This window comes from Tabrizicola sp., assembly GCF_031377265.1.
Classification (GTDB): domain Bacteria; phylum Pseudomonadota; class Alphaproteobacteria; order Rhodobacterales; family Rhodobacteraceae; genus JAUYQR01.
Map to the genome: position 1 here is coordinate 1 of NZ_JANMET010000324.1, position 12,383 is coordinate 12,383.

The 12,383-nt window shown below is 63.0% G+C and carries 10 protein-coding genes; all 10 read right to left on the minus strand.

Annotated elements, in window-relative coordinates; genetic code table 11:
- A partial coding sequence (locus RMO18_RS17490) for an MBOAT family protein (protein ID WP_309667638.1) occupies positions 1-1,413 on the minus strand: 1,413 nt, incomplete at its 3' end.
- A gap of 6 nt (positions 1,414-1,419) precedes the next feature.
- Positions 1,420-2,865, minus strand: a complete 1,446-nt coding sequence (locus tag RMO18_RS17495) for a right-handed parallel beta-helix repeat-containing protein (protein ID WP_309667639.1) — start codon at positions 2,863-2,865, stop codon at positions 1,420-1,422.
- On the minus strand, positions 2,865-4,316 hold the full coding sequence (locus tag RMO18_RS17500) for a mannose-1-phosphate guanylyltransferase/mannose-6-phosphate isomerase (RefSeq protein ID WP_309667640.1): 1,452 nt from the start codon (positions 4,314-4,316) through the stop codon (positions 2,865-2,867). The genes RMO18_RS17495 and RMO18_RS17500 overlap by 1 nt, the downstream gene beginning before the upstream one ends.
- Positions 4,313-5,428: a hypothetical protein gene (locus RMO18_RS17505; protein ID WP_309667641.1), complete on the minus strand. Its 1,116-nt coding sequence runs from the start codon at positions 5,426-5,428 to the stop codon at positions 4,313-4,315. The genes RMO18_RS17500 and RMO18_RS17505 overlap by 4 nt, the downstream gene beginning before the upstream one ends.
- 23 nt (positions 5,429-5,451) lie before the next feature.
- Positions 5,452-6,933 (minus strand): glycosyltransferase, encoded by a 1,482-nt coding sequence (locus RMO18_RS17510; protein ID WP_309667643.1) that lies wholly within the window; start codon positions 6,931-6,933, stop codon positions 5,452-5,454.
- A gap of 1 nt (position 6,934) precedes the next feature.
- Positions 6,935-8,254, minus strand: coding sequence for a nucleotide sugar dehydrogenase (locus RMO18_RS17515; protein ID WP_309667644.1), 1,320 nt, complete (start codon positions 8,252-8,254; stop codon positions 6,935-6,937).
- Positions 8,255-8,564: 310 nt separating this feature from the next.
- Complete coding sequence (locus RMO18_RS17520; protein ID WP_309667646.1) at positions 8,565-9,248, minus strand: response regulator transcription factor; 684 nt, start codon at positions 9,246-9,248, stop codon at positions 8,565-8,567.
- A gap of 297 nt (positions 9,249-9,545) precedes the next feature.
- Positions 9,546-10,283 carry an SDR family oxidoreductase gene (locus RMO18_RS17525; protein WP_309667648.1) on the minus strand — a complete coding sequence of 246 codons (738 nt, stop codon included), beginning with the start codon at positions 10,281-10,283 and terminating at the stop codon, positions 9,546-9,548.
- Positions 10,284-10,346: 63 nt separating this feature from the next.
- Positions 10,347-11,333, minus strand: coding sequence for a UDP-glucose 4-epimerase GalE (gene galE, locus RMO18_RS17530; RefSeq protein WP_309667650.1), 987 nt, complete (start codon positions 11,331-11,333; stop codon positions 10,347-10,349).
- A gap of 47 nt (positions 11,334-11,380) precedes the next feature.
- A partial coding sequence (locus tag RMO18_RS17535; RefSeq protein ID WP_309667651.1) for a calcium-binding protein occupies positions 11,381-12,383 on the minus strand: 1,003 nt, incomplete at its 5' end.

Consider the following 12,383-nt stretch of genomic DNA (forward strand, 5'->3'; position numbering starts at 1 on the left):
GAAGGGGGAAAAGCTCTGCTCGGCCAGCCGCATGATGGACAGCGCAAAGATCGACGAGGTGACCAGCGCGGGGACCAGCGTATCGGTCATCGCCAGCGTGCCACCGGGGCCGGATGGCACGTAGTAGCGCCGTTCCACCAGATCACGCATGGACGGTTCCAGCCCACAGATCACGATGCCCAGCGCCATGATGGCCAGGCTTTCGCGGGTGATCTGCAGGGTGATGTCGAACGGGATCGCAAAGCCGTTCATGCCGATCATGCCAGCGTAAAAATCCATCGCATCGCCGACATTGGCCGCACGGAACATCACCCAGCCAATGATCACGATGATCAGTGTCAGCCCGATCCGCTGTGCGTTCCGTGGCTGCATGGCGGTGCCAAGCCAGCGTTCCGCCGCCAGCCAGCCGCCATGCCAGACGCCCCACAGAACAAAGGTCCAGTTGGCACCGTGCCACAGCCCGCCAAGCACCATCACGGTGAACAGGTTGATGTAAGTGCGCCGCTCGCTGATCCGGTTGCCGCCGAGGGGAATGTACAGATAGTCGCGCAGCCACACCGACAGGCTGATGTGCCAGCGCCGCCAGAATTCGGTGATCGAGGCCGAGGTGTAGGGCGCGTTGAAGTTTTCGCGGAAGCGGAAACCCATCATCAGGCCAAGGCCCATCGCCATATCGCTGTAGCCGGAAAAGTCGAAATACAGTTGCAGCATGTATGCCACCGCTCCGGCCCAGGCCAAGGGGGCCGACGGGTCAGGCGTGGTGAACGCCAGATCAGCCAAGGGTGCCAGACTGTCGGCGATCAACACCTTCTTGCCCAGACCGATCGCGAACCAAGCCATGCCATCGGCAAACAGTTGCGGGCTGTGGACGCGATGTTCAAACTGATGCGCCAGATCCTTGAAGCGCAGGATCGGCCCGGCGACCAGCTGTGGAAACAGCGCGATGAACGCCGCGAAGTCAAAGAAATTCCGGGTCGGCTTGGCATCTTCGCGCAGGATGTCGACCAGATAGCTGATGCAGTGGAACACGTAGAACGAAACACCGATCGGCAGGATCAGACGCCAGTGGATATCAAGGCCCGCAGCGTCGGTTCCCAACAGCGCGGCAAAACTGTCGATGAAGAAGTTGAGGTACTTGAACACCCCAAGCACGCCAAGACACCCGGCAACGGCGATGCCGCAATAGACCCGCGCCTTGCGGGTTCCAAGGTTGGCTCCGATCAGATGGCCAAAGCCGTAAGACCACAGCGTGGTCAGGAACAGCAGGGCCAGAAAGTCAAACCGCCACCAGCCATAGAACAGGTAAGACCCCGCTAGGATCAGCGCCGAGCGGAACCTGAACGGGATCAGATAGTAGATCCCGAGGAACAACGGCAGGAACAGGAAAAGAAATATTTCCGAGGAAAAGACCATTTCTGGCTACTCCGTTTCGCAGGGGGCTGCGGGGCGCGCTGCGACCCCGGCTGCCGCAGGAATGACAAAGGCCTGATCGGCAGACCCGGTTGAAAGATACGCCGCAAGCCAGGGTGCAAAGTCCCCGGCAAACTGGCGTGGGATTTGTTGGGCCAAGTCATTGCCGCCAAGTTGCACTTCGGCAATGCCAGCGGCGCTAAGGCCCTCGCGGTTGTGGCGCAGGGCATTGGCGGTGACGGCAATGGGCGGCAGACCGGTTTGCGACAGAAGCTCGATCCCGGCAGAGCCGTTGGAATAGATCGCATTGCCATTGATCCGGGCCGCGCCACTGTCGGACAAGCGCAGACCGGCAGTGGCGTTTGACGCGATGATGTTGCCCTGAACCGTCAGGCACAGGCTTTGACTGATGGTGATGCCCGCGCCCTTGTTGCCGATGATCGCGTTGCCGATCAGCGTCAGGCCCCGGCTTTGGCCATCAATCTGAATGCCGTTTCGGCCCCCGTCGGCCACCAGATTTCCTGAGAGGGCGATCCCGTTCAGCACGCCGGACAGCCGCACGCCCGCGCCGTCAACCGTGTCAAGGATGCGGTTGCCGGACAGGGTGATGCCGGTGCCGCCGGTGACCGAAATGGCGGTGGACAAGGCCGCCTCGAACCGGTTGTCGCGGATCACCGCATCGTCGGTGCCTTCAAGGCTGAGGCTGTGCGTATCGGCAAAGCGGCTGGCGGTGATCAGGCTTGGCGCAATCGACTTCATCACGCCACCGGTCAGCACCGAGACGCCGCGAAACGCCACCGGGCCGCGAAAACCCAGGCTTTCGAACTGGGCATTGTGGGCCTGCAACCGGCCCTGCCCGGTCACCAGAAGGAACGGCCGGAAGGTTGGCACCCCTGCATTGTCGGCGCCAACACTGCGCAGGTTGGCATCCGTGATCTCGACCGTGCCGAAACTCAGGATGAACGCGCCTTGGGCGGTGTCCATCTCCAGCACCTCGCCCGGCGCGATGACCAGGCTGGCGCCCGGCCAGATCACCAGAGGCCGGTTCAGACGCCACAGATTGCCGGTCTGGCTGATCAAGGTCGGATCGCCGGTCAGATCGGACAGCCGCGCCTGACCCGACTGCACATAGATCACATCTTCGCGCCCAAGCTGCGCCAGTTGCAGGGTAAGGTGGCCGTTGGTGCCCGACAAAATTGCAAGCTGGGTCAGAGCGGCCTGAATTTCGCCCTTGCTGACCACCGCCGGACCAAAGGTTTCCGCCCCTTCGACGGGCTTTGGCGCGGGTGGCAGTTGGCCGCCCAGACCAAGGGCAAGTTGCGCCAGCACCTCTGGTTCGGCATCCTTGGCCACCGCGACCTCGATGGCTGCAAAACGCGCTGCGTCTGCCTTCGCCGCGCCCGCAGGCACGATCAATAGCGCCGCAGCCAGCCAGCTTTGCAGCCGCGTCCGCATCAGACCACCTCTTGCGGGGCAGGCGCGCCGATTGGCGGGGCGCCAAGCAGGGCGTCACGCAACACCGTGGGCGCCTGAGCCTCGCCCCGAAAGATCAGGTGGATCACCTTCAATTCGCGCGCGGTCGGGTTGGTCAGCGGCAGCGCGTGATCGGCGTCGATCGCCACTGACTGGCCGCGCCGCGCCACAACCACCGCGCCGTCGATGGTGCAGCGCCCCTCGCCCGACATCACCGTCAGCAGGCTGGGCCCCGACCCGGTGCCGTTCACCTGCAAGCTTGCACCCGGCTGCACGGTCATGATGCGCATGTCATGCCCGCCATCCGACGCAACGGTTTCGATCCGCCCCCATGCGGTATCACGCGCGGTGTGGCTTGCCACTTCGCGGCGGTTGGCAGCCTTCAGGCGTTCGACCAGCTGCTTTACATCCTGGGCGTGGCTGCGATGGGTGACCAGCACCGCATCGGGCGTGTCGATGACGATGGCGTCGTGCATTCCGATCACGGCCACCAGCCGGGTTTCGCTTTGAATCAGGGAATTCGTGGTATCCATCGCGATCACGTCGCCGTGCAACACATTGCCATCGGCGTCGCGGTCGGAAATCTGGTAGACGGCGTTCCACGCGCCGACATCATCCCACTGCACATCATGCAACGGTGCCAGCGCAATGGCCGGGGTCCTCTCGAACACCTGGCGTTCTGTCGGCTCGTTTGCGGCGTGGCGGAACGAGGTTTCCTCCAGCACGATGCCCAGCGAGGTGATCTGCGCCGCATCGATTGCGCCCAACACGGCGGCGTGAGTTTCTGGATCCAGCCGGGCAAATTCGTCGATCAGGGTGTCGGCGCGCATCAGGCTGATGCCGCTGGCCCAGAACGCCCCGCCTGCTGCGATCAGGCGCTGCGCCCGGTCATAGCCCGGCTTTTCCACGAACTGCGCCACACGGTGCAGGCCGGGGTAATTCTTGTACGACCCGCCGTCGGTGATGTAGCCATAGCCGGTTTCCGGATAGGTCGGCAGCACGCCGAAGGTGACGATCCGCCCGTCATCGGCTGCCGGGCGCATCGCGGTGATGATGCGGTTGATATCGCCCTTGATCACATGGTCCGAGGGCAGGATCAGCAGCACCGCATCCGGGTCTTCACGCACCGCACACAGGGCGGCGGCCAGCACGGCGGGGCCGGTGTTGCGGCCCACCGGTTCACCGATCACGCGGCCCTGCAGCTGCACCTCATCCATCTGCCGGTGCACGATTGCGGCCTGCCTGGCATTGGTCACCACCATCGGCTCACCAAAGCTGTCGCTGCGGTGGCGCTGCAGGGTGGATTGGAAATAGGTCAGGCTGCCCTTGCCTTGCGTTGGCTGAAACTGCTTGGGCTGCTCGACCCGGCTGAGCGGCCACAGGCGCGAGCCCATGCCACCGCACAGGACGACAGGAGTGATGGGACTGGTCATGGGATCAAAGCCTCTGATGCGTGGGACAGAACCGTAGACAGACCGGCAACAGGCAGCAAAAGCGCGGGAACAGGGTGATGAACGGTAACCTCAGCCAGTTGGCCAAGCCGCGCCTCGGGCAGCGGGGCCCGTGGCAGCAGGCGGTACGGCATGAGATCGCCAGCGGTCGTCGTGGCGATGCTGCCAGGTACCAGGCTTGCGTCGATCCGCATGCCATCGGCAAAGCGCAGTTCCAGATGATCCGCCCCGGCAAGCGGCAGCGCCTGATCGACCGGGACGTACCCGGTCAGGATCAGGGCCGCGTCCGGGGCCGACAGGCGCAGGATCGGATCGCCCGCAAAGACGGTGGATCCCGCTTCCAGCCCAAGACTGTCCACCCGGCAATCGCAGGGCATTGCAACCGAAAGCGTCTGGCCTGAATTGGCACGGATCGCGAAAGCCACCTCGCCAGCCTTGGCATCGGTGTTCAGAAATTCGATCTGGCCGGTGGCCGTGGCCGCCAGCGTGCGCCCTTCGTACCCGGCCACCGCCGGGGTCGGCAGGGTGGCGGTGTAAGCGCGCTGAAAAATCTTTTCAGCCGCCAAAGTCACCAGCAGCCCCGACAACACCACAATCCCCGTGGTGCCCACCAGACGTCGCAGGAATGGGGCGAAGCCGCGTTCTGTTGGGGCCTTGGGTTTTGCCCCGACGCCGGATGCCACGCCAACCGACAGCGCGTTGCCCATGGTCACCAGATCACCGGCGATAAAAGCATTCATCAGGTGCCGCAGCTGCGGCAGATGTTCGCCAAGCGGGTCGGTAAAGACCAGCGTCGCGGTGCCCGCCTCGGCATCGACCGCTTCCATCCGGACTTCGATCGTCAGCGCCACGGTAAAGCCGTTAAAGCGAAACACCACCCAGGCAATCCGTTCGGTCCCGGAGGCGTGCGGATCCATCAGGCCACTGATTTCGGCACGCACAAGGCTGATGCCACGGCCGCGATACTGGCGCCCGTCCACTTCGGCGTGGAACGGCATGGCGATCATCGGATGATCCGCAGGCCCAGCCACGGCAAGGCCGTCGGCATGAGCCGTTTTGCGAAGCTGGATCGGGTCGGCCTTGGCGTGGTCCAATTCTTTGGTCCTTTCGAGATGCATCAGACAAGCCCCGACATCAGCATGACCCCAAGGGTCAGCCAGCCGAGGGCGAGGGCGTGGACGTAGACGGAACTGTAGGCGCGCAGGCGGGCGCCAAACGGCAATCTGCCTCCGGTCCAGGTGCTTGACTGGCGGGTCCACCGCTGGCGATCCAGGCGGAATAGCACAAAGCTTTTCACTGCTGCGCCAACGACTTGCCCGAAGTACAGCAGGAACGGATAGGTGATCGGAAAGCCACGTCCGCGCATGGTTGCCAGCACCCAGCAGAACAAATAGCGCGTGGCCATCACCCAAGCCACATAGGCCGGAACCACAAGCGGTTCGAGGAACACCGCCGCAAGCAACACCGAAATCGGTCCGGCAAGCGTGGTCCAGATGCCGACCTTCTGGTCAAGGATCGACCACCAGGTGAACAGCCCGATCTGCGACGGGCGCAGTGCCAGCGCCCGCCCATTGGTGCGCAGCATGTTGCCAAACCAGCGGATCATCAGGGTAACGGCGCTGTCCACAAACCCGGGACGCGGCTGGGTTTCCATCGACAGCGATGATACATCCGGCAGATAGATCATCTTGTAGCCGCGCTGCAGCAGCCAGAACCACGTCGACTTGTCATCACCGGTCAGAAACTCCACCCGACCCAGACGCCAGTGGTCGATATGGTCATGCTGCACCAGACGGATGAATTCCGGCTGGGTCGCAAGATCCGCCCGGAACACCGACATCCGCCCGGTCAGTGTAAGAACCCGGCCCGACAGGCCCATCGAGCTCATCATCATCTGGCGCTGGGTAAAGCGCAGCGCGAACCAGTCGGCGAACAGGCCGGGTTCGGCGATTTCCACCCGCTCGTCTGTGGTAAGCGCACCTACGGCCGGATCGGTAAAGAATGGCGCGGTGGCGGCAACCATGTCTTCGGGCACGCAACTGTCGCCGTCCACCACGGCCAGAATGTCGCGCCGAGATGGCGCACGCCGCCCGATCAACCGCAAGGACCGGGCCAACGCATCGCGCTTGCCGGTGCCGGGAATCTGGTCGATGATCAGATCAACACGATCCATCGGCACGTCCATCAGCTCATGCACCAACTGGATCAGCCGCAAGTCCGCTGTATCGACGACCGAGGCCACGATCGTCGCGCCATTCGGTGCCGCCGCTGCCGCCCGAAACAGCGCCTGATAGACCCGGCGCGTGGTGTCGGTATCGATCTTGTAGCTGGTGATCAGGAAGTAAGCGTGCCCGCGCACCGGCTCCGCGGCTTGCGCGGCATAGGCGCGGGCGCGCAATCGCGGGTAGGCAAACCGCTGGTAGACCACCGCGCGGAGATAGTTCACCATCGCCCAGCCATAGCGCCAGATGCCGATCAACCCGACGACGATCAGGCCGTCTGACACATGGGCAAGCGCATCAACGGGGATGCTCAGCACCAGAATAACCAGCGCCGAGAGATAGAGCAGATGCCCCGATATGTGGCGCAGTGCGGCCATGCTACCAACAGATCCCTTCGTAGCTGCCGACCGACCGCTGACCCGGCTTGATCCGGGTAAGGTCGATCATCGCGCGGTCGCCAAGGGCTGCCTGCAGCGGCAGGATCGCTTCGTCATAGCGGTTGCCAACCAGCACGATGTCGGACTTGGCGATCAGTTCGGCAATCGTGGGCACCAGCCGGTCGCCAAGTCCGATGTCATGGTCAAGACCACGCCCGGCGGCACCGATGTCGTTCACATAGGCTTCGTGGACAAAGGGATCATAGACCGTCAGATCCATTCCCCGCCCGATCAGCCGCGCGGCCAGTTCGGCCAACGGGCTTTCGCGCATATCATCGGTGCCGGGCTTGAAGCTGATACCAACCATGCCGACGCGGGTCTTACCAGACGCATGGACCATCTCCTCGGCTCGCGCGATCTGTGCGGAATTGGCCACCAGCACCGCATCCAGCAGCGGTGATGGCACCGCCAGCCCGGTTGCAAGCGCGCGCAAAGCCCGTACGTCCTTTGGCAGGCACGACCCGCCAAAGGCAAAGCCGGGGCGCATGAAATAGGGGCTCATTGATACCTTGTGATCCGAACACAGGATCGCCATCACCCGCTGGCCATCAAGCCCGGCCGCCTTGGCGATATTGCCGATCTCGTTGGCAAAGCTGACCTTGACTGCGCGCCACGAGTTGGAGGTGTATTTCACCATCTCGGCGGTGCCCAGATCGACAAGGTTGATCGGGCAGTCGAGGTCCTTGTTAAGCGCGGTCAAATGCGCACCCGTCGCCGCATCCAGCGCGCCGAAGACGATCAGGCCGGGGTCGTTATAGTCCTTGATCGCGGTGCTTTCGCGCAGAAACTCGGGATAGTAGCCAACGCCGAAATCCTTGCCAGCGGTCAGACCAGAGGCGGCTTCGAGGATCGGAATACAGACCTTGTCCATCGTGCCGGGCACGATGGTGGACCGCATGATGACCGAATGAAAGCCGGGGTGGGTGGCCAGTGCCTCGCCAATCGCCTGGCATACTGCCTTGACATAGACCAGCCCGATGGAGCCGTCTTCGGCACTTGGTGTCCCGACGCAGACGAAGGACGCGTCAGTGGCATGAATGGCGGCGCGGATGTCGGTCGTCGCGGTCAACCGGCCTTCGGATACGCCGGCGGCAATCAGATCCGGCAACCCGTTTTCAACGATCGGCGAACGGCCCGCATTGATCGCCGCCACCTTTGCCGGATCGATGTCCACCGCAATGACGGTGTGCCCGTCCTTTGCCAAGCAGGCCGCCGAAACGACCCCGACATAGCCAATTCCAAACACCGCGAGTGTGGCCATTTATCCCGTTCCTTGTTCGTTGCGCCCGGTCGGCTTGACGGGCCTACACTCCGCACATCGATGCGGCAGTGCAGCATTGCGGACAGGGTACGTTGTGGAAACAAAGCGGGGAAAGTCAGGCAGAAACCCCATTTTTTTGATCAATTTGTGGGTGTTTTGCCCAAAGCATGTAGGGTTTTTCTGCGAGACCTGTCAGGTTTTCGAAACCCCCCAACGATCCTGTAGGGGAAATCCTGTCAGTAATGCTGCAACTGCAAAATGACGCCTGATCTGCCCTCCAAGGCAGCGAAAACCCGCTTGGGAGTTCGTTTCAGCTTGCCTGCGCGCGCGCGCTTTCAACCCAACCCTGGGCGATGGCAAACTCGACGATCTGGCGCCGGCCCGACAGGTTCAGCTTCATGCTGCCACGGGCCTTGTAGGTTTCTACCGTCTTTGACGACAGCGCGAGCTCCTTACCGATTTCCTTCATCGTCTTGCCATGTGCGACTGACTTCAGAACACTCAGTTCGCGTTCGGACAGGCAGGCGTCTTCGGCCGGTTTCGGCGGGTCTTCGGCGCCAAGTCGTTGCGCGATCGCCGCAGAAAAGGCTGCATCAATGAAGATTCCGCCCTGTGCCGTGGTGGCCAGTGCAGCCTTCAAAACTTCGAACGACACGGTTTTCGGCAGAACCCCGTGAAACCCGGCGGCGATGCAGGCTCGCGCAAGGTCCATCGACAGGGAACTGGAGTAGGCCACCAGTGACGCCCCATGCCCGTCCAGATCGCGCGCAATCTCCTGCGGCGAAAGCGTGGTCTGGGTCGGGTCGATGACGATCACGTCGAACCCCTGATGCCAGGTCTGTTCGGCATTGTCGCCCAGCACGATCGCCTGCGCCGCAAAGCTGCTGTCCTGCCCAAGCAGCGCCGAAATGCCATCCGCAAGCAGCGGATTGGCATCGATGACCGCGATGCTCAGCCGAAGTCCGGTTGTGGAAAACACAGCTTCAGGCCCCATCAAACGCCGAACTCCAGAATACAGCCCATGATTGCAGTCATTGTCTCATCCCTCGCATTCCTTTGACCCAGTTGCGCCAACACGATGCCGGATTAACCGCACCACAGACTCAACCACGGGCGAGGGATTTGGTTCAATAGCTTGTTGATGTGCAGCGGGTATTCGCCCGAAAGATCGGGGATTACCGCCGAAAATCGCATCCAAAAAGCGCGAAATGCTGCCTCATGCGGCATTGCAGCAAAAAAAATTCACTCAACCCATAATTGTATTGCGCAAACGCCATGCGGCAGTGGACCGTCAGATATTGGTCCAGCCGCCGTCAATGGCATGGGCCACGCCGGTCGTATAACTTGATTCGTCGCTGGCCAGATAAACCACCAGCGCCGCGATCTCTTCAGGCTGGGCCATGCGCCCCAGAGGCTGCCGCGCGACAAAGGCTTTGCGCGCCGCTTCGTAGTCTCCGGTGGCGTGCAGGCGTTGGTCCAGCGACGGGCTTTCCACCGTACCGGGGCAGATGGCGTTGCAGCGGATGCCCTTTGTGATGAAATCCGCGGCAATCGCTTTGGTCAGCCCGATGACGCCGGCCTTGGTCGCGCCGTAGACAAAGCGGTTTGGCGCAGCGATGATCGATCCAACCACTGACGCCATGTTGATGATCGACCCGCCGCCTCTAGCGATCATCCCCGGCAGAACGGCGCGGCACATCCGGTACATCGCCGTCATGTTCAGATCGACGCTGAAGGTCCAACTTTCTTCATCACAATCCAGGATTGTGCCTGCCGCCACAAAGCCCGCGCAATTGAACAGCACATCCGGCGTGCCGATGGCCGCAAAGGTTGCTGCAATTGCCGCAGGGTCGCGCACGTTCAAAAGCCGCGTTTCCAACCCTTCGCCGGTCAGGGTGGCCAGCGTCGCCTCGTTCACGTCGGTCGCGATCACCCGCGCCCCTTCGCGTGCCATGGCAATGGCCGAGGCCCGCCCGATCCCCTGCCCGGCGGCCGTTACCAGTACCGTCTTTCCTTGCAAGCGTCCCATCGTGTCCCTCCCCGTTTGCGCAAGTCTTGCCGGGGCGGGCGGCAAAGCGCCAGCCCCCACATGTCAGCTGTCATAGCCCTTGCCCTGGCTCCAGCGCCAGGCATCGGCAATCATCTGCGGCAGGGTGGATCGCGACGGCGCCCACCCGAGGTCGCGCATCGCGCGGTCGCTGCCCGAAACCAACATCGCCGCATCGCCGGCGCGCCTTGGCCCCAGCACCACGGGCACCTCCCGGTTGGTGACGACGCTGGCATGATCCAGCACTTCGCGCACCGAAAAGCCCCGACCCGATCCAAGGTTGAACGCCCGGCTTTGCCCCCCGTCCAATAGCCAGCGCAGCCCCAGCACATGCGCCTCTGCCAGATCCATCACATGCACATAATCGCGCACACAGGTGCCGTCAGGGGTGGGATAGTCCGTGCCATGCACGGTCAGAAACGGGCGCGTCCCGGCAATGGTTTCCAGCACCAGCGGGATCAGATGCGTCTCGGGACGGTGCTGTTCACCAACCTCGCCGTCCGGATCGCCCCCCGCCACGTTGAAATAGCGAAACGCCACATGGCGCAGCCCGTGGCTCATGCCGAAATTCGCCAGAATGTCCTCGATCGCGCGTTTGGAGGCCCCGTAGGCGTTGATCGGGCGCTGCACAGTATCCTCGTCCAGCATCACCCCATCGTGATCGCCATAGGTGGCGCAGGTCGACGAAAACACGAAACGCCCGCACCCAGCCGCGACAGCTGCCTCGATCAGGTTCAGCGCGCCGCCAACATTCGCCCGCCAGTAGCGGCCGGGGTCGGTCATCGCCTCGCCCACCAACGACAGGGCCGCGAAATGCATCACCGCAACTGGCTGGTGGTCGGCAAAGGCGCGATCCAGCGCCGCACGGTCCGCAAGATCACCCTGAACCAGCGGGCCGAACTGTACGGCACCGGCCCACCCGGTGGAAAGGTTGTCAAAGGTGACAGGCTCGAACCCGGCTAACCGAAGCGCCTTGCAGGCATGCGCTCCGATATAGCCCGCCCCGCCCGTGACCAGAACCCGCTCCACCATGTACCGCCCCCGCAGTTTGCCATGTCGCTCTGCGTGACGCTGCCAGGTCAGAGAAACACGATATCATCCACCAGAAGTGATGCGTCGAAAATCCCCCGGATGTCCAGCGTCGCGCCGCTTGCCAACGCGAGGATCAGCCCGGTCGCCGTCACAGTCACATTGTCCGACGCCAGCAACTGCTCAATCGATGGCGCGGTCCCTGCCCACAACGCCGCGTCCAGTACGATCGTGTCCAGATTATCGGCAAAGTCGACGATCACATCATGCCCGGCCGAGAAGACAAAGCTGTCCTCTCCGATGCCTCCGATAAGCGTATCGTTGCCTTCGCCGCCCGCCAGCGTATCGTTGCCCGCCTGCCCTAGCAGACTGTCATTGCCGCCACCGCCTGCAATGACATTATCCCCAGCGCTGCCCGCCAGCGTGTCGGCAAACCTTGACCCGGTCAGACCCTCGATCCCAAGATAGGTGTCGCCCGTCGCATCGCCGGTATTGACGGCCGGACTGGCGAGATCCGCCCGCACCCCACCCAACGCATCGGCATAAGACACGATGTCCCGCCCAAGGCCGCCCTCCATCCGGTCACGCCCCGCACCACCGACCAGCAGATCATCGCCGTCGCCCCCCAGCAACGTGTCATTCCCGGCGCCGCCCTGCAAAACGTCATCGCCGCCGCGCCCTGACAGCAGATCATTGCCGCCATTGCCGAAGATCACATTGCCCAAAGCGTCGCCCGACGCCACGTCGTTCAAATTTGTCAGATCGATCCGTTCAATCGAGATCAGACGGTCGCCAAGCGCGTCGCCCTTGTTGGCACCGGGCGTGACAAGATCAATGGCCACCGCGGCGGTCGCGCTGATGTAGCTCGCGATATCGTAGCCATCGCCACCATCCAGCATGTCGGCCCCATCCCCCCCCACCAGCGTATCGTCGCCGTCGCGGCCGCTGATCTGGTCGTTGCCCGCGCCGCCGAGGATGAGGTTGGCCTGCGCGTCGCCCGCCAGCGTGTCGGCAAAGCCCGATCCCACCAGCCCCTCGATCCCGCCATAGGCA

Coding starts and splice junctions, on each gene's coding strand:
- RMO18_RS17525 (WP_309667648.1), bottom strand. CDS start 10,283: ATGGGACGCTTGCAAGGAAAGACGGTACTGGTAACGGCCGCCGGGCAG.
- RMO18_RS17500 (WP_309667640.1), bottom strand. CDS start 4,316: ATGACCAGTCCCATCACTCCTGTCGTCCTGTGCGGTGGCATGGGCTCG.
- RMO18_RS17510 (WP_309667643.1), bottom strand. CDS start 6,933: ATGGCCGCACTGCGCCACATATCGGGGCATCTGCTCTATCTCTCGGCG.
- RMO18_RS17495 (WP_309667639.1), bottom strand. CDS start 2,865: ATGCGGACGCGGCTGCAAAGCTGGCTGGCTGCGGCGCTATTGATCGTG.
- galE (WP_309667650.1), bottom strand. CDS start 11,333: ATGGTGGAGCGGGTTCTGGTCACGGGCGGGGCGGGCTATATCGGAGCG.
- RMO18_RS17520 (WP_309667646.1), bottom strand. CDS start 9,248: ATGGGGCCTGAAGCTGTGTTTTCCACAACCGGACTTCGGCTGAGCATC.
- RMO18_RS17515 (WP_309667644.1), bottom strand. CDS start 8,254: ATGGCCACACTCGCGGTGTTTGGAATTGGCTATGTCGGGGTCGTTTCG.